The sequence below is a fragment of the Neptuniibacter sp. QD48_11 genome, assembly GCF_047778095.1.
In the GTDB taxonomy this organism is placed as follows: Bacteria; Pseudomonadota; Gammaproteobacteria; order Pseudomonadales; family Balneatricaceae; genus Neptuniibacter.
Genome location: NZ_CP180551.1, coordinates 1,624,012 through 1,646,489, shown reverse-complemented (window position 1 = coordinate 1,646,489; position 22,478 = coordinate 1,624,012). Strand labels below are relative to the sequence as shown.

Sequence of the window (22,478 nt, the reverse complement as noted above, 5' to 3'; positions counted from 1 at the left end):
CAGCATGGAGCTGGTTTTTTTGTGTTTATGTGTTTAAAAGAAACCATTACATATTTTTGATGATCGCTTCACCAAACTCGGAGCTTGATAATAGCTCTGCACCATCCATAAGCCGCTCAAAATCATAGGTCACTGTTTTAGCTGCAATTGCACCATCCATACCCTTGATAATCAGATCAGCAGCTTCTAACCAACCTAAATGCCTCAACATCATCTCTGCGGATAGAATAAGCGATCCAGGGTTCACCATATCTTTGCCAGCATATTTAGGAGCCGTCCCGTGGGTTGCTTCAAATATGGCCACTTCATCTGAGATATTGGCTCCCGGTGCGATCCCTATACCGCCGACCTCTGCAGCCAAGGCGTCTGAAAGGTAATCACCATTTAGATTTAGCGTTGCGACTACGTCATACTCAGCAGGTCTCAGCAGAATCTGCTGTAACATCGCATCCGCAATCACATCTTTAATTATGATCTCTTTGCCTGTGTTTGGATTTTTAAAGCTCATCCAAGGGCCACCATCTTTGAGCTCTGCTCCAAACTCTTCTTCCGCCAACTCGTAACCCCAATCCTTAAAAGCACCTTCTGTAAATTTCATGATGTTCCCTTTATGTACCAACGTTAGGGACTCACGATCGTTATCAACACAATACTGCAGCGCTTTTCTGACTAGACGTTTTGTACCTTGCTCAGAAACAGGCTTCACACCAATACCACACTCTTGATCAAAGCGAATTTTGGTAACACCCATCTCCTCTTTTAGAAAGCGAATCACTTTCTCTGCTTCAGGAGACCCAGCCTGCCATTCAACTCCAGCGTAGATATCTTCCGAATTTTCCCTGTAGATCACCATATCTACATCTTCTGGCTTGATAACTGGGCTCGGTACGCCTTTATACCAACGAACCGGCCTTTGGCAGACATAAAGATCAAGTTCCTGTCGTAAAGCGACATTAAGCGATCGAATACCACCACCTACAGGCGTAGTTAATGGACCTTTAATTCCAACTACAAATTCTTTAAAAGCATCTAAAGTTTCATCAGGTAGCCACATATCTTGCTCATAAACTGAAGTAGCCTTCTCTCCTGCATAAACCTCCATCCAAGCAATAGACCGAGTGCCTCCGTAAGCTTTATTCACTGCCGCATCAACAACATTGATCATTGGTGGAGTGACATCTACCCCAATCCCATCTCCTTCAATATAGGGAATGATTGGATTATCAGGAACATTCAATGAATGATCTTGGTTAACTGTTATCTTGTCGCCAACAGGTATGGAAATATTTTTATAACCCATAATCTACTCCAATTAGCTTACTCCCACCGCAGATGCCTTTATCAGTGATATGATTGCACTACATGATCAGTATAGATCAGCAGTAATCCTTTGATTGATCACACCACGCCTTAACGAACTGAAAAACCATGAGCCAGCTATTACTTTTTAATAAACCTTTTCAAGTCCTTACTCAGTTCACCACAAATGACGATAAAAGCACCTTGGCGGATTACATTAACCAGCCAGACTTTTATGCTGCAGGAAGATTAGATTACGATTCTGAAGGATTACTGATCCTTACCAACGAAGGTGCGGTACAACACTATTTAGCCAACCCGAAGTTTAAGCAGGAAAAAACGTACTGGGCACAGGTAGAAGGTGAAATGACTGATTCTGCTCTTAATGTGTTGCGTAAAGGCGTTGAGCTTAAAGATGGTATGACTCGCCCTGCTAAAGCTAAAGTTATCGAAGAGCCAAATATCTGGCCGCGTAACCCACCGATTCGAGAGCGAAAAAACCAGCCAACAAGCTGGGTAGAATTGAAAATCACTGAAGGTAAGAATCGTCAAGTAAGGCGTATGACTGCTGCTGTTGGCTTCCCTACTCTTCGACTCATTCGTTATGCAATTGGTGATTGGACACTCGATGGATTGCAACCTGGAGCCTCAACTCTAATTGATGTGACTTTAAATCTGCCCCAAAAAAGTACCAACAATACCCGCCGAAGAACGAATGGCAACCGCATCCAAAGATCGTTCAAACAGGCAAATAAACGTACAAGAAGCTAGTTAACAGATTAATTAGCTTTCATATCCTTTCACAGGCCTATATTCTTGGTATTTCACGAACAAGTATTTGATTTACTACTAGAATATTCTTAGTTACTTGATGAACAACGAGTTATCACACTCAATGTTAAGAATGAATCGCTAGTTGATGAAAGGAGAATGCGGATGAAACACTGTTTATCTATCATTGGTGTAATGGTTTGCCTCCTAGCATCCACCGTTTCAGCGAATGACAAAGTTATTCGCATCTATCACGACTCTGATTACACCTCTCATTCGTCATCTGCAGATGCCATGAAAATGGGCTTTCTAACCGCGTTAGACGAAATAGATTATAAAATTGGTGACTATAAAATTGAGTTCATCAAAAAAGATCATCGGGGTAATGTAGTACGCAGCCATCGTACAATGAAAAAATACCTCAATGATCCAAAAGCCCTATTCATTCTTGGCGGATTACATTCCCCACCTTATATCAAATACCGCCAGTATATTAATGACAATGGCATTTTGCTTCTTGTTCCTTGGGCAGCAGGCGGCCCCATTACTCGTCATCCTAATAGTAATAATTGGGTTTTCCGCCTTTCCGTAGACGACACAAAAGCAGGCTTAAGAATCAGCGATTACGCAGTTAACTCAAAAAACTGTAATGCACCCCATCTGCTACTTGAAGATACGGGTTGGGGTAAATCTAATTTCAAAACAATAACCAACTACTTTCACACTAAACTTTCCATTACACCTGAAGTCACATGGTTTAATTGGAACACTAAAGAAAATGCAGCTAAATCTATTTTAAGAGACATTGCGAAGTCCGATAGCGATTGTTTGATATTTGTTGGTAACGCCATAGAGGGTGCTACCTTTATGACAGCCATGACAGAGGTTGAACAATTCAATCTACCTGTCCTATCTCATTGGGGAATTACCGGCGGTAACTTCCCACAAAAATTAGGCTCAAGCACTTTATCAAAACTCGATTTAAGCTTTATTCAAAGCTGCTTTTCATTTGTTAGCTCAGAAGAAACGCCATTTAGCCAATCTGTTTTTACCCGAGGTCAGAAACTGTTTCCTAATGCGATGAGCGATTACCGATCCCTTAAATCGCCAACGGGATTCACTCATGCGTACGATTTAGCTAAGGTCGCTATCCAATCTATGCAGGATATACCTCTTAGTGATGATATGGTAAAGAACAGGCAGTTACTTAAAGAGAAATTGGAAGCGTTAAACACTCCCGTAAAGGGCCTCATAAAAACTTATCACAAGCCTTACTCGACATTTACACAGTCCAACTTAGATGCCCATGAAGCACTAGGGCTATCTGATCTATGCATGGCCAAATTTACACCCGGTGGCGTTATTGAAGTCATGCAGAACACTAGTCGTTAACGCCTTTGATAGTTGAGTTTCAGGATGCAGCCACAAGCAAATCGCTTTAAGCTTTCAACAGATACACTATTCTATCTGTTTATCGTTTCGTTTTTCGCGATAGCTTTAGTTTCCAGTTATTTAGCGATCGGAGAACGAGTTCGAAATACAACTGTAAATTTTCAAAAACAAACCACCAGCGCACAAGCCGCAAATGCAGCCTTATCGATTGGTAGTTATGTTGATGACCGAATTCTCTTCTTACAAGATTTAGCCAAGCACCCTCTACTTACAAGTGCCGTTATGGCAACACTAGACTCCAAAGAGAACTTAGTAGATTTCTTAGACTCTCTGCTAATTCTGGGACAAAACGAGGCTATTTACTTGCTGAATATTGTAGGTGAACCAATATATGGTCCTAAAAGTCAGCCGCTGAATTTAGACTTAGAAAATGAGATCTGGTTTGAAGATATTCTTAATGGCAACAAACCATGGGCGATATTAAAACACCGTAAGAATGATCAATGGCAATTTTCTATCGCAGTTTCGGTCAATTACAACGGTGCAAGCGAAGGCGTACTCCTTGTTCATTTTGCTAAAGATATTAGTACATTATTCGCAACACAAGAGCTGGGCTCAGGAATAAAGATCAGAGGGGATTATCTGGATTACTCTTCGTTAACAGACACTATTGAATACCAAAAAGTCGGTACTCAAATAGCAGGAAAAACACAGCTCACGGTTGAATATTACATCGACCAACAAGGGCTAACATCGGAAGTAAACAACGTTATCACAAGTATTTTTATTGGCCTTTTAATATCTTTTCTTGTCGTTTTTATCCTTCTATTTTGGCTCGGTAAAAAGTTCTTTATCAATCCACTTAAAGCTCTAAAGCAATCCGAAAAAGAGCTGCGTGATGAACAAAATAGAAACAGGGTTTTGTTAAAGGCTCTAGAAGTAAGTCCCGTCGGCGTGACCGTTGCTGATGCCACTCAACAAGACCTCCCTCTTATCTATACCAATAATACATTTTTGAATATCACTGGATATGAAGAAAGCGAAGTAATGGGTAAGAACCACCGCTTCCTTTCGGGTGAAAAAACGGACTTAAAAACCCTAGCTCAGATTTCAAAAGCGCTTAAAGCTCATCAAAGCGTCCATGTTGAAGTCATTAATTACACAAAAAACAAAACCCCTTTTTGGAACGATGTATCAATCTCACCTGTATTCGACGAACAAAATCGTCTAACCGCTTTCGTCGGTGTAGAAAATGACATAACCGACAAAATTAAGCGTGAAGAAGAACTATCTGAAACAGCAAGACAGCTTGAGTTAGTTGTAGATTCCACAAATGTTGGTATCTGGGACTGGGACGTCCAATCAGGGCAATTAAGCCTAAACGAACGTTGGGCTGAAATTATAGGCTATAAACTCGACGAATTAGCGCCTATAAATATCGATATTCTTCATAATTTCACCCACCCTGACGATTTGAACTTATCGAGTCATTTACTTAAAAAGTATGACCGCAGTACCAGTGATCGCTACAGTTGTGAAATAAGAATGAGACATAAAGCAGGCCACTGGATCTGGGTCTTAGACGCCTGCAAAGTCGTTGAGTGGGATGAGAACGACAACCCTAGCCGAATCATTGGCACTCACCTTGATATTACTGACCAGAAGCTCTCTGAAGAGTCACTCCTAAAAGCAAAAAATGAAGCTGAACAAGCAAGCATTGCTAAGAGTGAATTCCTCGCCAATATGAGTCACGAAATAAGAACACCAATGAATGGTGTTATCGGAATGACGAATATATTGCTCGATAGCGGCTTAAACCAACAACAACTCGACTATGCCAATACCGTAAAAAACAGCGCCGATTCCCTGCTAACCATTATCAACGATATCCTAGACTTCTCCAAAGTAGAGTCAGGCAAATTAGAGTTAGAATCGGTAGATTTTAATATGGGTCAGTTGCTAGACGAGGTTGGAACAGCCTTAGCCACTCGCGCTCATGAGAAGGATCTAGAACTTATATGCCCCGCCACCTCGATTACTAATGAATGGTTCAATGCCGATCCAAGCCGTATACGCCAGATCTTAGTTAACCTTATCGGTAACGCATGTAAGTTTACCGAATCAGGCCAAGTAGCCGTTTTCTATGAATCTAAGCAAATCACACCTAAGCAAAGTAATATAGTGATCAAGGTGGTTGATACCGGCATTGGATTAGACGCAGAGCAACAGACTCGATTATTCGAACGCTTTAGTCAGGCGGATGGTTCTACCACCCGGAAATATGGAGGTACCGGTCTTGGGCTCTCAATCAGTCGACAGTTAGTAGAGTTAATGGGTGGTGAAATTGGTGTGGACAGTCAACTCGGTAAAGGCTCGACATTCTGGATAAGCTTGACGCTACCCCATGCTATTCCAGAGCCAATTACTCAACCAATCGAAGCTTTACATAACAAAAAGATCTTGGTGATTGATCCTAATGAAACCAATCTAAATCTACTCGGAGATATATTAACGAGCTGGGAGATAAAACATGAGCTTACTTCGAAAGCCGAAACCGGTTTTGAAAAGTTAAAAGCAGCGGCATCGAACAAAACGCCTTTTGATATAACCATCATCAATCAAGAGCTGTCCGATATGGATGCTATCGAGTTTGTCACTCGCTGCAAACACGAATCTCTAGTAGCACCCTCCCAGCTGCTTGTTCAAACTGTCAGCAATCAAAACTTTGATAAATCAAAATTCGATGAAAGCGGTTTACACCATCTAATTGCTAAACCTATCATTCAAAGTCAGCTTTTTAATAAACTATTAGGCCTTGCCCAAGTTAAGCAACAAAATACCTCTACAAAACCTACTACCCAAAAAAAAGCAGCGCACTCCTTTAATGGCAAAGTTTTACTCGTAGAAGACAATATTACCAATCAGGCCGTAGCACGCGCTTTATTGGAACAGCTCGGGCTAAAAATTGATGTCGCAGCTAATGGTGTAGAAGCGCTATCTGCTCTTGAAATGATCAAATACGATCTTGTCTTTATGGATTGCCAAATGCCGGTAATGGATGGCTACGAAGCTACCAGAGCTATTAGGGAAGCAAGCAAATTTAAGGACTTGCCGATCATTGCCATGACCGCAAATGCCATGGCAGGCGATAGAGAAAAGTGCCTTCAAGCTGGTATGAGTGATTACATCTCAAAACCAATCAATGCCGAGCGCTTAATCCAAGCACTTAATCATTGGCTACCAGACGATCCGAAATTAACGCCCAACAAAGAGCAAGGTGCTTATACCACCGAAGACAAACCGCTAGTATGGGACCGCGCAAGCGCACTAAAACGCTTAATGATGAACGACAAGCTGCTCGCTAAGGTGCTTAAGGCCTATCTTCAGAACTCAGCTGAACTGATTGAAAACACACAACAAGCGTTTAGAAATCAGCAATGGGAAGAGCTAAGGCAGCAAGCTCATAATATGAAAGGAATGGCCTTAAACTTGTCTGCCCCACAACTAAATGAAATTTGTAAGATGCTTGAAATAGAAGCCTCAAATCAAAATCAGGAAGCACTTGAAAAACTACTCCCTGAGTTCGTAACCAAAGCTAACGCTCTATCGGATGAATTTAATAAATACCTTTCAAAGAATGAGCCTATTGTCAGTTAGGAAAACTAACTTTCTAACATTTAGACCGTTTTTAAAGCGCCTAATCCATACTCAATGCAGTTTTAAGGCGAGATAATAAACCATGCTTATTTTCTGTCGATTCCGCCAATTTTGCTGAGCCAGTTGGTGCAACAACATAAGGGTTAGTATTACCTTGGATTTGAGTAATCATTCGATTGCGCTCTAACTCCCATTGATCAACGGGATCTAGCTTTGCCCAAGCATTAAACAGCTTTTCCTGCTTATTACTGATACGAACGCCATACTGATCGCGCATATAAAAGTACGTACGAGCAATGTCGCCACGGCGATGTTCAGCTGGCTCGGCCTTACGCTGCTTAAAATCGACTTCCATATCACATTGCCCATAAACACGCGGTTCACCTGCTAATTGTGTGAAGCTAAAATTAGATCGATCACCATTAACCTCGCCGATTGCAGGTACAAGGTTGTGAAGGTCAGATTCCATCTTCTTGAAATTAGGGCTCTTCTTACAAGCTTTACGGCCACCATCTTGCCAACATTGCAATTGATGACCAAAAGCCCAAGCCGGCATTACGTGCTCCCACTCAATACGCTTTGCTCTATTCGCGTTTTTACGTGGTGAGTAGCCACAGGATTTTAAATCTGGCACTAACTTTTTACCTTGAGCTTTATAGTCACAACCACAATAAAAGCTCTGCTGGTTATCTGCGTAGATCTCTTTAAGAATCTTTTTAGCACTACCGAAAGACTTAGGATGCTCAGCTAAAGCCAAGCCTGGGATCATTAGAAGAGCCACAGAAAAGTACTTGTACATTGGAATTCCTTTTAAAGGCGTCCAATGCCAATCGATGCTTCCTGCTTTAAATTAGTTACTAGAGTTTGAGGCCAATATGAGCGGTTAAGTAGCTACTCAAAAGCCTCGACCATCATACGGCTGAAAGATAAATTTAAGCTTAACCTTGTGAAAAGAGCTGGTTCATACCATCAACAAAATCAGATTTACCACCATAAGAGGGATGACGGATATAGCGGATATCTTGATCAGGAAACGCTTTTTGTAAACAGTCCGTTCCTTTACGACCTAACCCTGCAATTCGATCTGGATGGTAAACATCCATGAGCATTTGTAACAGCTCTAAACCTTCTTCTATTTCAGTTTTTAATGGTGCCCTATTCTTTTTTTGAATACGCGAAGGGTGCGGATGATAAGGAAATGAATTCCAAAAAAGCGGTACTGTGTTTTGTGAACACAAATAGCGCCAGACAATAGAGGCAGTATTCTCAGCAGTAAGCGTATCAGGGTTAAGCTCAATTTTTGGCTTTAACTGCTGCAAAAAAGGATGATCAACCTCATCAAACAACTTGCCACTGGAAAACGGAATCCCAGTTAAACGACCACCTTTAAAACCATAGGCCTCACCCACTAAAAGGATCCTTGGTCCGGATTGCTCAAAAGCCAGTTCAATGTATCGCTTTAGGTTCTCTAATTTGGTTTCATCCCTATATGGATTAAATACAGTTAGAGTGTTTTTACGTTTGCTAAGTTTTGTGTAAAAACTTTCTAGATTAGGCATTTAACAAAGTCACAAGTTTATGCGTTAAAAACATGATCGACACAACGGCTAGACCAAATACGTAAAGCCCCCAATGAATCTGAATTGACGCGACAGCACCAAGTTTTACAGTCACCAACAATACCGCAACCACCATCACATCAAGCATCGCCCAACGACCGTAATCATGCATCAAGCCAAGCAATTTACGTTGTTTGGCGGATATTTCATCGCTTGGTGTTGTTAATCTAAATAACAAAAATAACTTAACCAAGGGTAGAACTACACTAAAGAGGAAGACCAGAACCGCTAGGATCAGATGCCCTTCAGTTAAAAGGCTATGTACACCGCCAATGACAGAAAAAGAACTCTCGAAGAAGTAGAACTTGCTCATCGTCATCATCGGACTAAACAGCCCAACAGCCAGACAGATCGTCGTTAAGATCACAGCTATTCTGAGCCATAAAGACTGAGATGAAGATAAAGGGGTGAATCTATCCATGAAAGGGCCTCAAAACAAAGTGACGCAAGTATACCAATCCATAGCTGTCATAGTGCAAACGAAACATTTCTGAGTGTTGCTTGAATGCGTTCGTTAACCGTGTACTCCCAAGGTTTAGTGAAAGATGCAGGCTAAATAAAGTTTGTATTTAGCCTGCAACTGAGCTGACGCTAAACCGCCATATCAATCTGCTGTACCGTTCCGACATCACCAGCTTCAGTTAAGTAGAAACCACTGGAGCGGACTCGGCCATTCTCTTGATTATTTTCACCTTTTATATCGAAAGGCGTTTCGGTTGAGCCTAAATAGATCGCCCCTACACCACTATCAGCCAATGATTCTAGGTAATCGCTATCTTCAGTTTTATGCCATACAAGAAGATCGTCGAATATAGAATCACCCTCATCGATATAGTTGTTACCGTCCTCGTCATATTGGGCAAGATCGGCAAAGCCATTACCCGTTAAAGCACCAAATAGCTCTGTACCGTCATTGATTATGCCGTCTTCATTCTTATCTAGAGCTAGCATGCCGCTTTCACCGGTAAGATAACTAATGAGTTCTTTATCACCATCAGCATCAAGATCAAATTCAAACTTCTCATCAGAAAGATCTGCGTGATTGCCTTCAAAGTTAAGGATCAATGGATCTGTAAACTCCACTACACTGGTCATTTCAAACTCGCGTGTAGCTGAGTAACTCCGCTCCATTTCTAGGTTCAGATCAAATTCTATCTGCTTACCATCAGCCGTAGTCACCATGCCACAGCTATGAAAACTGGAACATTCATACTCCTCAATGGTTTCGGTCACCTTAAACGACATCTCCATCTTTATAGGTTGTAGTTGCATGGGCACACCGCCTATTCCATCTTCACTCGGAATAGAATCAGCATCTGGGATCTCTACATCATCGGGAATGTCAGTTTGTATGTGTTTTGGGTTAATAGCATTTAACAGACTTTGCCAAAGCCTCGCTTTCGTAATCTCTCGTTGCTCAGCGATATTTGGCTCGTTGTCTGCAGTTCTAAACTGCAAACCTTGATCAGTTAAGACCAGAACTGAATTACCCTGAAACCGATCATCCCCTTCTGTTGATGGCTGTTGGCCAACAGCAAGAGTACTAAATAAGCTACTTTGCTCTTGGCGAAGAAACGATTTTGCTTCGCTTAACTGCGCAAGAAATCCATTGCTCTCACTCCCCCAATCGATCATTTTGGTTTGAGAGCTATATTCCGTTTTCTGATGCTCAGCACTCATATGTACATTACTTGTCTGAATAATCATTGTTCTCTCCTTGCTGATTTTTTGCGTCAATAAACCCCCGCCGTTCTATGAAAATAAAGCGTGAATCATTTCTTCAGGGCGCAAAAAACCAGTTTTTGTGAATAACAAAAACAAAAAATCGGTTGTTAATACTCAGCGGAAAATTTTTGCCTAAATCCATATATCGTTAGGCAATACTCGACTGCTACCCGAGCAAAACGCCAAGACAGTTTTTCCGATAAGAATGCTTGTATTAGGTTATAAAATTAAAAGAGATTTCCTGATGACCACTACCTCCCTTGCTGAAAGCCACGGAATACATAGGCTGGATGAGAATAGCCCATAATAACCACCACAAAATCGGGCTGTTTCATGTTCATTTTCTAATCCAACATTACGCGGTTCGCATCGACTAATTACGTTTGAGTAATCTAAGGTTCAGCAAAAAGCGGGCCGCTATCGCATTGAATATCAAAGGAAATTAAAAGGGATTAAAAAAGCCGCTGTATGCGGCTTTAGAAAAGAAGAAAAATGATCTAATCAAATTTGTAATGTATTTGATTGAGATAAGCTGCAACAGCCGATACCTCATCAGGGAACCAACCTACATCCAACATGGTGTTACACATCTCTACCTGAGCTTCTAATCGAGGATAGGTATGTACTCGGCGATTAGAACGAGTGTAAATATCTGAACTATGACAGGTTTCACAGTTAGCGTCAGTGTAAACTTCACCTCGAATCGTTCGTTCCAAGGCAACAGACTCATATAAATCTTTACCCTCTTCAGTATCTGAAGCTGAGCTCATTGCGGATGAAAGTATCAATAGCGTCGGTAAAACAATAAGTTTAAGTAATGAGTTCATGATCGAGATATTGGCCTCAAGTCAGGTGAATTAACAACGACATATCAGCAAATGGAATCGTCGTTTTATGGTTAAACATTGATAGGGCACAGAATAGCCGAGCAGATGTTGAATAGGCAAACATCATCAACAAAACAAAAATACTGCATCTGGCGTATCCGAGACTAAATATATTGAGATGTTAAAAAATGAAATTGTATCCCGCGTATAAAATGAGCATCGAAATTTAATTGGCCCATTTTATATGCAGAGTACATTTTAAGCGGATCTACGCTCGTAGTAATAATTATTGCTTTCAAATGCGAGTTTTTTAAGTGCTGCTATCTTTTCAGAATAAATGTCCTTGCTGACGTACAACGCCGTATCGATAAAGCGCCTGCCTTTTTGCTTGTAACGGCGATCATTCTTCCGATTTTTGTTTTCAAGAAGATAGCCTAACCTTCTATCTACTCTGTTCTTCCTTCTCTCTTTACCTTTATAGATACCTCTTTGGAATTGTAGATGCCACTCATAAGCATGAACCAACGTTGGCATCATAGGGCTGTGCCTTTTTCCTTTTGAATTACACCAATAAAACACTGCTCGATAATCTTTTAAATCCTTTATTAGCTGGAGTTTCATAGGATCACCCGAACATGATTTACATTGAATCTCGTTATCAAGCCTACTGGAGATAAGATGGAGTTATTAACACACCGCAGGATCAATCAAGTAGGCTTTTTTATCATTGTTAATTGCTTAAATCTGGAATAAGCACGCCCTCGGTGATCACATGAATCACACCATTACAGGCAGGAATGTCGATATAACCTAGATCCAGTGGTGAATCATTAATGCTAAGTCCATTTACATTCACAAACTCTTTATTCGCCATTCTGATTGTTTTACCGTCACGTTTTACAACGTATTTAGAAGTTCTTTCGCCATAGGAAACATGGTACGCCAATACTTCAATAACTCCATTCAGCGTCAAGGCGCCTGCTAAAGCATTAACAACTTCCATAGTGTTAGAGGTATCCACACCAGTTAGATCCAAAATACCCGCTTCTTGCAGTGCAACAGCAGTATTCAAGAATGCTTGATCATTTGGAGCAAATAGCGTCACAGTTCTATCCTCATTGGTAAGGACATCAAAGAGATTAGAGCTACCAATGGTTGCTGTCACAGCACCAATAAGAAAATCGAATTCGCCTGCAGTTACACCGCTTTCATTCAACTCAACCAATTCTGTGACAATCGTACCCAGTTCGTCGGTGCACTCTTCAGCTTGAGCCACTGAACCAAAAGTTAAGCCAGCCGCGCACATCATTGCAGTTATTGTTTTTTTTATTGTTTTTTTCATTGTTCTATACCTTCAGAGCTTAAGTGGGTTAATCAAACATCAAAGCTGGATACGACACACCAAAGAAATAGATCAAAAAACGCACAAAAATAAATTCATCTAAATCTAATTTAGAGGATTTCATTTCAAGTTCTCTGCAAAACTGGATAGAAAGAGTTTGAATTCTTTTAGTATTTCTATAACGCCAATGAGCATCATTCACTGGCAAAGTAACTGTGTTATCTCTAGTATGAAAAATAAAGCTAGGGTATATATTCACTAAATAAACAAGTTAGATTAATTCAGCCAGTAATACGACTTTGCAGGATGCAGCTCACCGTTCTTAGCCAATAAGGTTTAATAATGCTGTATCGATCACTCTTGTATTTTCACATCTTCTTATTTAGTTTTTCGGTTCATTCATCTCCGATCTATCAGATTCAAACCGAAGACTTTGCCCCCTATGCCTATGAACTCCCCAACGGAGAGATAGATGGCATGGCCTTAGATATAGTCCATTGGATGCTGGATGATCTCGGTATAGATTCCGAGATAATGATGCTTCCCTGGGCCAGAGCTGTTCACAACACAAGAACCAAAAATTGGAATGTACTTTTCTCTGTTGCACGCACACCAGAGCGAGAAAATTGGTTTCAATGGGTAGGACCATTTTATTCTGATGAAATTTTGCTCTTTAGAAAAAAAGCAATAGGCAAACCATCCCCTTCAGCAACAACTATTAAGCAATCTTGACTGGTCTTAGTCACTAGGGACTATCCAGAAGAAAAAATCCTAACCCAACAAGGCTATAAAAATCTCGCCTATACAACGAATCCAAGCATTAGCTTAAGAATGCTTTTAGGTAATCGAGCAAATTATTTAGCACTCGGCAAAGCGGCCTTACCTTGCTTGCTCGCCAAAGACAAAATAAAGAGTGATATGGTCGAGTCAACAGGTATATCGATCCACTCAACCAAACTGTATATAGCCATGTCGAAAAACACTCCAACCTCGGAAGTTCTGCGCTGGCAAAATAGTCTAGACAAACTTAAAGCGAGTCCGTTATATGAAAAATTTATCAACGAAACGCGACACTGTCAGTGATCTGACATTTTAAGAGATGACTTTATTTAACGTTTTGATCCGAGTAACAAACAAAAGATCAAAATGATCCATATTAAAAAACTAACCGTAAACACTTTGGATGATAGAAATGCTCTACTGAATGGAACTATTTGAAAACCTTCAATCTGCCATTGGTTTTTTTAGAAGTTCTAATCAGTATGAAAGCATAGCGATGATCATTAGCTATAACCTTTCATAGCGAGCATTGGGTACCTAGTGCCTTGGACTTACCTCACGAGAGACCCCGGTTAGAGTCTGGCAATTTGCCAGGCTCGTTTTTTTAATGGGTAGCATTATGAAGACTGAAGATGACTTAAAATTAGATATGGTTAAAACACTCAGTGTCTTTAATTATATACTCGATAAAGGTGAGAAAATGTCGGCCGGGCATTATGTATATTCCGGCTTACAGGCACGACATGATCATGATGGATATACATTGACCTTATTCGATTCGGATGTAGAGCTTAACTTATTTTTCCATAATAAATATCAAGCAAATTTTGATCGAAGATCTCAGTTTGATGCCTTCCTACACAAAATCGACCGCATATATTTTAAGCATCAGCTTAACTAACTAAGTTTTAACTAAAATTATTACTCCCTTTCCCTTCATCATCACGTCAAATTGGAAATGGCTTGGTTTGTTAACACAGCTAGCCACTCTCACTTCAAGCATTCCTGAACCAATACTTTAGTAAGTATCGAGCTTACTTTAGCATGCCACATCGACTGGGAAAGCCAGTAACACTGATAAGATAATGCGGTAAACAATGTTGAGATTAGGATTTGAATAGTCTCCTGATCTAGTAGAGGCCAAATCAAGTAGCAACCCTTAAATCATAACTATAAAAAGGACAGGATTTTTGAAACAGCTACTCACTTCAATCGCACTTGTGTTAGTTAGCATCTCTATCGCTTATGCTGGCAAGCCATCAACAATCAGCTTTAACGGTGACGAATATACATACAGAGCGACCGAAAGCTCTGCACACCAATATACACCTGCTGACCAAGCTGATCTTTCTTCACACAAAGATATGATTTCATTCACCTTCGCAGAAGAAGTGAAAACAAAGTCTGATTTAAAGCCTTTCGCAGAAAAGTTTTTAGCCACGTACAACGGTAAAGGAAAGATTATTAAAGCGATCGCCGGCCCAGACCCACGTGACCCTAGCCTGTTCCTTCTAGCCACAATGACAACCAGTGATAAAAGCTCAGACGCAAATATGTTCCTAATCAGCGTAGAGAACCAAACTGGCGTTGTAATGAACTACTCCCACCGCATTTATGGGAAAGATCAAAGCAAAGCGGTCATGGATTGGTTTAATGCTAATGGTCATAAAATGGAATCCACTCTAATGTCTTTCAAACAGTTCCCGGCAGCGAAAGAGTTCAAGTAACGTTAAATGAATAAGCAAAGGGGAATAGCAATCCCCTTTGTAATTTAAGCCTCTCAATCCAATCCTCTAATTATTTAATTCAATAGAGCTGTTAAGGCTTACACATGTATAAACTCATTATTTCCACCTTATTGAGCCTAACATTCCTGCTATCAGCTCACGCTGCTGCTAAAAATTGTGAAGATGCTAAATCCAGTATCCAGATGAATCGATGCGCGGCTATTAAACTCGAAGTAGCACACCACCAAATGACAAAGTATTTAGACGCAACTTACGAGCTTTATGCCAAAAACCCAACAGCACTCGAGAGCATCAAAGTTGCCCAAAAAGACTGGGAAACACACATAGCCTCACACTGTGATTCTATCTATGCGATCTGGGAGGAAGGCCGGAAGAAAGCATTCGTATCTATTTTTTGCATGATAGATAAAACCGACGAAAGAACAGCAGAGATATGGACGACGTACTTATCTAACAGTGCTAAACCCGTATTACCTAAGCCTCAAAAGTAACAAGTTTTAAGCATGAGAACCTAAATAAAAAGCCTCGCAACTTAGCGAGGCTTTTTATTTATCAGAACAAGATTTATCACTATTCGGTTAAATCCTTTAGATATCGCGAATATGATTTAGAAAATCATTTGGCTGCACAACGCCAATAAGCGTTTTATGATCGAGCTTTGCACCTTCGCGATCATAGAAGATAAGTGCCGGCGGGCCGATCAGTGCGTAATCTTTATTAAGTTTTTTAGCCGGTTCATCATTGGCCGTCACATCTACCTTAATCACCCGATATGGCGCTAAAGCATTTTGCACACGCGAGTCAGCAAAGGTAACCACTTCTAGCTCTATACAAGCCACACACCAATCAGCGTAGAAATCTAGCATTACTGGCTGTCCATTCGCTTTGGCGATCTCTAACTCACTATTAAGTGCTTCTGGCGTTGTCACTTTTATAAAAGGTAGAACCTCAGCTTGTGCAGACTGATCACCTGCAAATGCTTTTAATGGGTATCTAAAGCTATTACCACCTGCCAACGCACCGATCATTAGCGACAAGCCGTAAAGCAGAATAATTAAACCTAAACCTTTCGCAAGGTTCTCTTTAGCAGTTTTCGCTTTAGACAGCACGCCCATATAAACAGCAGATACAACTAGGATGATCGCTGTTAACCACATAGAAACGACGGTAGGTACAATGCGATCAAGCATCCAAACGGCCATCAACAACAGTAGCACGCCAAATACTGCTTTGACCTTGTTCATCCATAGGCCAGCATGTGGAAGTAGCTTTCCTGCAGAAGCACCAACCAATAGAAGTGGTACGCCCATGCCTAAGCTCATCGCGAATAACGCACTACCACCTAAGAATGGATCACCTGTTTGACCGATATAGATTAATGCGCCTGCTAAAGGAGCCGCCATACAAGGGCCTACAATAAGTGCAGATAGGAAGCCCATAATCGCCACACCAGCGACCGTGCCGCCCTTCTGGCTGTTGCTCGCCTGACTTAAACGGGTCTGAATACTGTTTGGCAGTTGCAGTTCGTAAAAACCAAACATCGATAAAGAGAGCAAAACGAAGATCAAACTGAAGCTGCCGATAATCCAAGCATTTTGGAAAAGCGCCTGAACATTTTCGCCAAACAAACCAGCGAGTACACCTGCAATGGTGTAAGTAATGGATACAGCCAACACATACACAAAAGACAGGCCAAAACCTTTAGCCGTCGATACATGTTTACCCTGCCCAGCAATGATACTGGATAGGATTGGAATCATCGGAAAGACACAAGGCGTTAAGGATAGAGCTAAACCCGCTACGAAAAACGCGCCTAGGGTAACGATTAAGCTGCCCTGAGAAAGCATCTGCGCAAAACGATCCTGCTCTGTCACTGCAGGGGCATTAATGGTTTGCATGGTTGCCGGAGCCGCACTCACATCAGCAGCTGATTTAGAAGGGGTAAATGCTGCTATTGAGATCTCTTTAGTGACTGGCGGATAGCAAACGCCACCGTCCCAACAACCTTGATAAGTGATGGTTAGCTTGTCGTCTTTTGCTGGATCGACTTTGCTTAGCAGTGAGAGATCAATCTCAGCGCGGTCGTAATAAACCCAGACCTGACCAAACAACGGGTCATCTTTTAATTCAGCCGGTGCATTCTTGCGTGAGATAATCTGGGTTGTTTCGCCATCTTTAAGCTCTATTCTGTCTCTATAGAGGTAATACTCATCCGGCATATCCCAGATAAGTTTTAAGGTATCACCCTCTTGCACATGACCAAAAACAAACGCTTTTTCTACCTGAACGGGGCCTTTTTCACCAAAAGGGTTTTGATCAAATAGTCCCGCCGTCACACTCGGGGAAGCTACAGATAAGATAAGTAAAAACTGTAACCAAAAAACTCGTTTAAATAGATACAACACAGCGTTTCCTATGGATTAATCTCGCAGACGCTTGATTGACAACTTTTATGCCTAACAGTTCGCTATCAATCGGATTTACATAGTTTACCACGCCTTTTTTATCGAACAGCACTCGTAAAAGCACTTTAATTAGTAGAAACAACTGCCATTGTTTTGATTTGGCGCAGAATAGACCATCTGCATACTTATAACCTTCATAGGTTTATGGTAAAACAAGCGACACATTGACAAAGAGTCTAGAGAGCCCCAGCGCTAAAAGCGCTCAATAACGTTAAATAGCTCTCTATTGTAGGATAAGAACTAATGACCGATACACGTGTTGAAGATTTAAATATCGAATCAAATAGCGTTCTGATTTCCCCAGATGCGCTTAAGGCTGAAATGCCAATTTCTGAGAAAGCAGCTCAAGCAGTAATGCAAGGCCGCTCTGTTGTTCGCGATATTCTTGACCGTAAGGACCCTCGTTTATTCGTTGTTGTGGGCCCTTGCTCTATTCACGATACAGAAGCAGCAATTGAGTATGGTAAAAAGCTGGTTGAGCTTCAGGAAAAAGTTAAAGATTCCTTATATCTGGTTATGCGCGTGTATTTTGAAAAACCACGTACGACAGTAGGCTGGAAAGGTCTTATTAACGACCCAGACCTAAACGACTCTTTCGAGATCGAAAAAGGCCTGCACACTGCACGTAAACTTCTTTTAGATCTATCTGAAATGGGTTTGCCACTAGCAACTGAAGCACTAGACCCAATTTCTCCACAGTACATGCAAGATTTGATCTCTTGGTCAGCAATCGGCGCACGTACTACTGAGTCTCAGACTCACCGTGAGATGTCTTCTGGTCTATCTTGCGCTGTAGGTTTCAAAAACGGTACTGATGGCGGCCTTGAGGTTGCTACAAACGCACTTAAATCTGTTAGCGCACCACATCGCTTCCTAGGTATTAATGAGAGTGGTCAGGTTTCTATCGTACACACTAAAGGAAACCAGTATGGTCACGTTGTACTTCGTGGTGGTGGCGGTAAGCCAAACTACGATTCTGTAAACGTAGCGCTTTGTGAACAAGCACTAGATAAAGCAGGCCTAGCAAACAACATTATGATTGATTGCAGCCACGCAAACTCAAGCAAAGACCCAGCTCTTCAGCCGCTTGTTGCTGAAAATGCGACCAACCAAATCATTGATGGCAACAAATCTATTGTTGGCCTGATGATTGAAAGTAACCTTGCTTGGGGCAACCAGTCTATTCCTTCAGATCTAAGCGAGCTTAAATACGGCGTATCTGTAACAGATGCTTGTATCGACTGGGAAACAACTGAGAAGTGCCTAGTTGAGATGAACGAGAAGCTGAAGCCTGCACTAGCTAATCGCTAATAGACTCTGAATTCTACAAAAAAAGCGCATAGGGTAACCCATGCGCTTTTTTAGTTTTCGGAGAGAATATATACCTCTCCATCACCGTCAAACTCTAATTGCTCTTGCGGCATTTGCCCTCCAAGTCAGATTAAAACCAAATACAGTTTGCCTAATCTCACTTGAATTCCCTATACCGACTTACCCATATACCTAGATCATAACGTCAATCTATCTGGCTCTGCATGACCTATCTGCGTTAGCATCTCCACGAACGCTGGGTTAAAGCGATAGCCGCTTTCACTGTTCATACGGCTAAGCGTTTTCGCGACCGCGATTTTTTGCTTATGATCCTTCCTTAAGCGCAGATAATTTTGCTGATAGAACTTCAGCATTGAGAGAATCATACTCCCCGCTGGAATATCATCTCCTTTTAGACCAAACGGTCCTCGGCCATCATAGCGCTCAAAACTACATTCAATCAGTTTTGAAGCGGCTAGCCATTTACCGCCTAGCTTTAGAAAGCCAGCTGATAACTCAACCTGCTCTCTCGCTTTGGCTTTTTCCCATTCAGCCGATTCAAGGCCGATATCAAATACAGGCGACGGGACAAATTTGCTTCCTAAATTCTGAAAGTTGAACGCAGCCAACAATTGCTCCTCAATTTCAGGATGAGACAATTGTTGATTGAGCATACAACCTATTGCAATTAGCTTAGAGAGATCGCCTTGGTGCTGGATAGATTTTGACTGGAGAATTTTTGCGACCTGGCCCATGAAAGCGAGGTCATCAAAGTCTTTTAGCTGCTCTTGCGCCTCAAGCTTATCCAACACACTCTCATTTATACTCTTTGTGGCTGTAAGTATGCCTGAGAAGCTTTCTAAGGTTGCTTGAGCCACTTTGTCGCGTGATGATTGGCCAGACTGATAAACCTGCATTACACCCTTTTCTAGAAGCTCAATATCGGCCGGACTCACATCACGACCACTGATTCTATCTGCGACCAATTGCTCCAGACGGGTAAAAACAAAAGCGATAAACTCACCCTGTATAGGCGTATAGGGAAGCTGTGCTTTTCTGAATTGATCAACCAAATCTTCGAGTCTATGGCAAACGTCAGCAATACTATCGAGAAACACCATATGACAGTTGCCTTTAACTGAATGCACCGCCCTAAACATTTGATTCACAATTTCAGGGTCGAAATTACAGTTTAAGGAACTAAAACAGTGATCCAATTCCTCCATAGCTTCCTTGAAGCTAGAGTAGAACTCCGTTTTCAGCTCATCACTCAGCTGCTGAAATCCTTGATCATTTGCGTCCGACATTCTTCACCATTTCAATTAGCCACAAAAAAAGGATAGCAAAGCTATCCTTTTTTATAACACATTCTGGAATGCTTATTCGTCCGGCATCGCTTTAGGTTGATCTGTGTTCTCATAAATGAGAATAGGATCGTTATCACCCTCGATAACGCCCTCATCGATCACAACCTTACTTACATTCTCCATAGAAGGCAGCTGATACATAATATCTAGCAATGTCGCTTCCATAATAGAACGCAAACCACGTGCGCCTGTTTTACGCTCAAGCGCTTTACGTGCAACCGCCTTTAAAGCAGCTTCACGGAAATCAACTTCAGCACCTTCCATATCGAACAGTGCAGCATACTGCTTAGTCAAACTGTTCTTAGGCTCAGTCAGAATCTGAATCAACGCTTCTTCATCCAGTTCAGCAAGTGTTGCTACCATTGGTAGACGACCTACAAACTCAGGAATCAGACCGTATTTAACCAGATCTTCTGCTTCTAGTTCACGAAGGCTGTCAGAAACCGTTTTCTCTTCATCTTTGCTCTTAACAACAGCGCTGAATCCGATAGAACCTTTCTCTGAACGATCACGAATAATCTGCTCTAGGCCAGCAAATGCACCACCACAGATAAACAGGATATTAGACGTGTCTACCTGCAAAAACTCTTGCTGAGGATGCTTACGACCACCTTGTGGAGGAACAGAAGCAACCGTACCTTCTATCAGCTTAAGCAAAGCCTGCTGTACACCCTCACCCGATACGTCACGCGTAATGGATGGGTTATCTGACTTCCGTGAAATCTTATCGATCTCATCAATGTAGACAATACCAAGCTGAGCTTTCTCTACATCGTAATCACACTTCTGCAGAAGCTTTTGAATGATGTTTTCTACATCTTCACCTACGTAACCTGCTTCAGTTAGCGTAGTCGCATCAGCAATAGTGAATGGCACATTCAATAGGCGTGCTAGCGTCTGAGCAAGCAGGGTCTTACCACTACCCGTAGGGCCGATAAGCAGAATATTACTTTTGCCTAGCTCAACGTCTGAATTGCTGCTCTTTTGGAAGCGTAGACGCTTGTAATGGTTGTATACCGCTACAGCAAGTACTTTCTTAGCGCGATCTTGGCCAATAACATATTCATCCAGAGCTGCACTTAGCTCTTCTGGAGTCGGCAGGTGATCGCTCTCTTCCTGAGGCTCTGCTTCTTGTATTTCTTCACGAATGATGTCGTTACATAGATCAACACATTCGTCACAGATAAAAACGGACGGACCAGCAATTAGCTTACGTACTTCATCCTGGCTTTTGCCGCAGAATGAGCAGTACAGCAACTTACCGCTGTCATCGCCATCTTTACCTTTGATTTCGTCGGTCATTCGACTTCCTCATAATTCTTTATCAGGGCTATACCCTATATTGCTACTCTGTTTCACATTTCAACCCTTATACAAACAAACAGGGTGAATCTTATGATTATAGTAACAATTTCTACTCAGGCTTAATCAGTGTTACGACGATCAAGCACTTCGTCAATTAAACCGTATTCTTTAGCAGCGTAAGGGTCCATGAAGTTATCACGATCTGTATCACGAGAGATCGTTTCTAGATCTTGACCTGTATGCTCTGCTAACAATGTATTCAATTTATGACGAATACTCAAAATCTCTTTGGTATGAATTTCAATATCAGTCGCCTGACCTTGGTATCCACCTAGCGGCTGATGAATCATTACACGAGAGTTAGGTAACGCAAAACGCTTACCTACAGCGCCACCGGCTAATAGGAATGCACCCATACTCGCTGCCTGACCCAAACACATTGTGCTCACGTCTGGCTTGATGAACTGCATAGTGTCATAGATAGACATACCAGCAGTTACAGATCCACCCGGGGAATTAATATAGAGATGAATATCCTTATCCGGGTTCTCCGCTTCTAGGAACAGCAACTGCGCAACAACCAGATTAGCCATATGATCTTCTACAGGACCTACAAGAAAGATCACACGCTCTTTTAACAGACGGGAGTAGATATCGTATGCACGCTCACCACGAGCCGACTGCTCTACTACCATAGGCACTAGACTACTCAAAATATCTGAGCCACCTTTACCAAAATCCGCCATGTATCACTCCTTAAAACGGAAATAACCTAAACACAAGCACTCGATAATACTACGTTGATTAATTCAGGCAATAGCTTTAACCAACAACACTGCATTTATCATGCGCTAAAAACAAAAAAACGAC

20 protein-coding genes are annotated in these 22,478 nt (G+C 41.6%); 8 read left to right on the top strand and 12 right to left on the bottom strand.

The genetic code is table 11. From position 1 onward, the window contains the following. Positions 1-46: 46 nt before the first annotated feature. On the bottom strand, positions 47-1,300 hold the full coding sequence (icd, locus tag ACMXYU_RS07510) for an NADP-dependent isocitrate dehydrogenase (RefSeq protein WP_415900967.1): 1,254 nt from the start codon (positions 1,298-1,300) through the stop codon (positions 47-49). A 128-nt stretch (positions 1,301-1,428) separates the two neighbouring features. Between icd and ACMXYU_RS07505 the strand changes: the two genes are divergently transcribed. The 3 genes from ACMXYU_RS07505 to ACMXYU_RS07495 all read left to right on the top strand — a co-directional run bounded on the left by ACMXYU_RS07505 (position 1,429) and on the right by ACMXYU_RS07495 (position 7,119). Then, positions 1,429-2,070 (top strand): pseudouridine synthase, encoded by a 642-nt coding sequence (locus tag ACMXYU_RS07505; RefSeq protein ID WP_415900966.1) that lies wholly within the window; start codon positions 1,429-1,431, stop codon positions 2,068-2,070. A gap of 165 nt (positions 2,071-2,235) precedes the next feature. Then, positions 2,236-3,462 (top strand): ABC transporter substrate-binding protein, encoded by a 1,227-nt coding sequence (locus ACMXYU_RS07500; protein WP_415900965.1) that lies wholly within the window; start codon positions 2,236-2,238, stop codon positions 3,460-3,462. 24 nt (positions 3,463-3,486) lie between these two features. Continuing rightward, complete coding sequence (locus ACMXYU_RS07495; RefSeq protein ID WP_415900964.1) at positions 3,487-7,119, top strand: response regulator; 3,633 nt, start codon at positions 3,487-3,489, stop codon at positions 7,117-7,119. A gap of 40 nt (positions 7,120-7,159) precedes the next feature. Here ACMXYU_RS07495 and ACMXYU_RS07490 read toward each other — a convergent pair whose 3' ends face one another. The 7 genes from ACMXYU_RS07490 to ACMXYU_RS07460 all read right to left on the bottom strand — a co-directional run bounded on the left by ACMXYU_RS07490 (position 7,160) and on the right by ACMXYU_RS07460 (position 12,632). Continuing rightward, entirely contained in the window at positions 7,160-7,918 is a 759-nt protein-coding gene (locus ACMXYU_RS07490) for an endonuclease (protein ID WP_415900963.1), read from the bottom strand. Positions 7,919-8,057: 139 nt separating this feature from the next. Continuing rightward, complete coding sequence (locus ACMXYU_RS07485) at positions 8,058-8,678, bottom strand: uracil-DNA glycosylase (protein WP_415900962.1); 621 nt, start codon at positions 8,676-8,678, stop codon at positions 8,058-8,060. Further along, complete coding sequence (locus ACMXYU_RS07480) at positions 8,671-9,159, bottom strand: paraquat-inducible protein A (RefSeq protein ID WP_415900961.1); 489 nt, start codon at positions 9,157-9,159, stop codon at positions 8,671-8,673. Before ACMXYU_RS07480 ends, ACMXYU_RS07485 begins: the two co-directional genes overlap by 8 nt. A gap of 170 nt (positions 9,160-9,329) precedes the next feature. Next, on the bottom strand, positions 9,330-10,445 hold the full coding sequence (locus tag ACMXYU_RS07475) for a hypothetical protein (protein ID WP_415900960.1): 1,116 nt from the start codon (positions 10,443-10,445) through the stop codon (positions 9,330-9,332). A 515-nt stretch (positions 10,446-10,960) separates the two neighbouring features. Next, a complete protein-coding gene (locus tag ACMXYU_RS07470) occupies positions 10,961-11,290 on the bottom strand; it encodes a hypothetical protein (RefSeq protein WP_415900959.1) in 330 nt (109 codons plus the stop codon). Between the two features lie 258 nt (positions 11,291-11,548). Next, the gene (locus tag ACMXYU_RS07465; RefSeq protein WP_415900958.1) at positions 11,549-11,911 is read right to left on the bottom strand and encodes a hypothetical protein; all 363 of its coding nucleotides are present in this window, start codon (positions 11,909-11,911) and stop codon (positions 11,549-11,551) included. Positions 11,912-12,020: 109 nt separating this feature from the next. Then, on the bottom strand, positions 12,021-12,632 hold the full coding sequence (locus ACMXYU_RS07460; RefSeq protein ID WP_415900957.1) for a fasciclin domain-containing protein: 612 nt from the start codon (positions 12,630-12,632) through the stop codon (positions 12,021-12,023). 342 nt (positions 12,633-12,974) lie between these two features. On the opposite strand from ACMXYU_RS07460, the gene ACMXYU_RS07455 reads away from it, so the two are divergent. The 4 genes from ACMXYU_RS07455 (at position 12,975) to ACMXYU_RS07440 (ending at position 15,651) form a co-directional block, all read left to right on the top strand. Beyond that, positions 12,975-13,364, top strand: a complete 390-nt coding sequence (locus ACMXYU_RS07455; RefSeq protein ID WP_415900956.1) for a substrate-binding periplasmic protein — start codon at positions 12,975-12,977, stop codon at positions 13,362-13,364. Between the two features lie 667 nt (positions 13,365-14,031). After that, positions 14,032-14,313 (top strand): DUF3081 family protein, encoded by a 282-nt coding sequence (locus tag ACMXYU_RS07450; RefSeq protein ID WP_415900955.1) that lies wholly within the window; start codon positions 14,032-14,034, stop codon positions 14,311-14,313. A gap of 289 nt (positions 14,314-14,602) precedes the next feature. Further along, complete coding sequence (locus tag ACMXYU_RS07445; RefSeq protein WP_415900954.1) at positions 14,603-15,139, top strand: hypothetical protein; 537 nt, start codon at positions 14,603-14,605, stop codon at positions 15,137-15,139. A 104-nt stretch (positions 15,140-15,243) separates the two neighbouring features. After that, a complete protein-coding gene (locus ACMXYU_RS07440; RefSeq protein WP_415900953.1) occupies positions 15,244-15,651 on the top strand; it encodes a lysozyme inhibitor LprI family protein in 408 nt (135 codons plus the stop codon). 96 nt (positions 15,652-15,747) lie between these two features. Here ACMXYU_RS07440 and dsbD read toward each other — a convergent pair whose 3' ends face one another. Continuing rightward, a complete protein-coding gene (dsbD, locus tag ACMXYU_RS07435) occupies positions 15,748-17,565 on the bottom strand; it encodes a protein-disulfide reductase DsbD (protein WP_415900952.1) in 1,818 nt (605 codons plus the stop codon). A 303-nt stretch (positions 17,566-17,868) separates the two neighbouring features. Between dsbD and ACMXYU_RS07430 the strand changes: the two genes are divergently transcribed. Then, a complete protein-coding gene (locus ACMXYU_RS07430; protein WP_415900951.1) occupies positions 17,869-18,936 on the top strand; it encodes a 3-deoxy-7-phosphoheptulonate synthase in 1,068 nt (355 codons plus the stop codon). A 197-nt stretch (positions 18,937-19,133) separates the two neighbouring features. On the opposite strand, the gene ACMXYU_RS07425 is transcribed toward ACMXYU_RS07430, so the two are convergent. The 3 genes from ACMXYU_RS07425 to clpP form a co-directional block, all read right to left on the bottom strand. Beyond that, complete coding sequence (locus ACMXYU_RS07425; RefSeq protein WP_415900950.1) at positions 19,134-20,243, bottom strand: Hpt domain-containing protein; 1,110 nt, start codon at positions 20,241-20,243, stop codon at positions 19,134-19,136. A 72-nt stretch (positions 20,244-20,315) separates the two neighbouring features. After that, positions 20,316-21,605 (bottom strand): ATP-dependent protease ATP-binding subunit ClpX, encoded by a 1,290-nt coding sequence (clpX, locus tag ACMXYU_RS07420; RefSeq protein ID WP_415884404.1) that lies wholly within the window; start codon positions 21,603-21,605, stop codon positions 20,316-20,318. Positions 21,606-21,727: 122 nt separating this feature from the next. Continuing rightward, positions 21,728-22,354 (bottom strand): ATP-dependent Clp endopeptidase proteolytic subunit ClpP, encoded by a 627-nt coding sequence (clpP, locus tag ACMXYU_RS07415; protein ID WP_415900949.1) that lies wholly within the window; start codon positions 22,352-22,354, stop codon positions 21,728-21,730. Positions 22,355-22,478 lie beyond the last annotated feature (124 nt).

Bases quoted from the DNA above. Each gene is read 5' to 3' on its own strand.
- icd (WP_415900967.1), bottom strand. From the start codon at position 1,300: ATGGGTTATAAAAATATTTCCATACCTGTTGGCGACAAGATAACAGTT.
- ACMXYU_RS07505 (WP_415900966.1), top strand. From the start codon at position 1,429: ATGAGCCAGCTATTACTTTTTAATAAACCTTTTCAAGTCCTTACTCAG.
- ACMXYU_RS07500 (WP_415900965.1), top strand. From the start codon at position 2,236: ATGAAACACTGTTTATCTATCATTGGTGTAATGGTTTGCCTCCTAGCA.
- ACMXYU_RS07495 (WP_415900964.1), top strand. From the start codon at position 3,487: ATGCAGCCACAAGCAAATCGCTTTAAGCTTTCAACAGATACACTATTC.
- ACMXYU_RS07490 (WP_415900963.1), bottom strand. From the start codon at position 7,918: ATGTACAAGTACTTTTCTGTGGCTCTTCTAATGATCCCAGGCTTGGCT.
- ACMXYU_RS07485 (WP_415900962.1), bottom strand. From the start codon at position 8,678: ATGCCTAATCTAGAAAGTTTTTACACAAAACTTAGCAAACGTAAAAAC.
- ACMXYU_RS07480 (WP_415900961.1), bottom strand. From the start codon at position 9,159: ATGGATAGATTCACCCCTTTATCTTCATCTCAGTCTTTATGGCTCAGA.
- ACMXYU_RS07475 (WP_415900960.1), bottom strand. From the start codon at position 10,445: ATGATTATTCAGACAAGTAATGTACATATGAGTGCTGAGCATCAGAAA.
- ACMXYU_RS07470 (WP_415900959.1), bottom strand. From the start codon at position 11,290: ATGAACTCATTACTTAAACTTATTGTTTTACCGACGCTATTGATACTT.
- ACMXYU_RS07465 (WP_415900958.1), bottom strand. From the start codon at position 11,911: ATGAAACTCCAGCTAATAAAGGATTTAAAAGATTATCGAGCAGTGTTT.
- ACMXYU_RS07460 (WP_415900957.1), bottom strand. From the start codon at position 12,632: ATGAAAAAAACAATAAAAAAAACAATAACTGCAATGATGTGCGCGGCT.
- ACMXYU_RS07455 (WP_415900956.1), top strand. From the start codon at position 12,975: ATGCTGTATCGATCACTCTTGTATTTTCACATCTTCTTATTTAGTTTT.
- ACMXYU_RS07450 (WP_415900955.1), top strand. From the start codon at position 14,032: ATGAAGACTGAAGATGACTTAAAATTAGATATGGTTAAAACACTCAGT.
- ACMXYU_RS07440 (WP_415900953.1), top strand. From the start codon at position 15,244: ATGTATAAACTCATTATTTCCACCTTATTGAGCCTAACATTCCTGCTA.
- ACMXYU_RS07430 (WP_415900951.1), top strand. From the start codon at position 17,869: ATGACCGATACACGTGTTGAAGATTTAAATATCGAATCAAATAGCGTT.
- ACMXYU_RS07425 (WP_415900950.1), bottom strand. From the start codon at position 20,243: ATGTCGGACGCAAATGATCAAGGATTTCAGCAGCTGAGTGATGAGCTG.
- clpX (WP_415884404.1), bottom strand. From the start codon at position 21,605: ATGACCGACGAAATCAAAGGTAAAGATGGCGATGACAGCGGTAAGTTG.
- clpP (WP_415900949.1), bottom strand. From the start codon at position 22,354: ATGGCGGATTTTGGTAAAGGTGGCTCAGATATTTTGAGTAGTCTAGTG.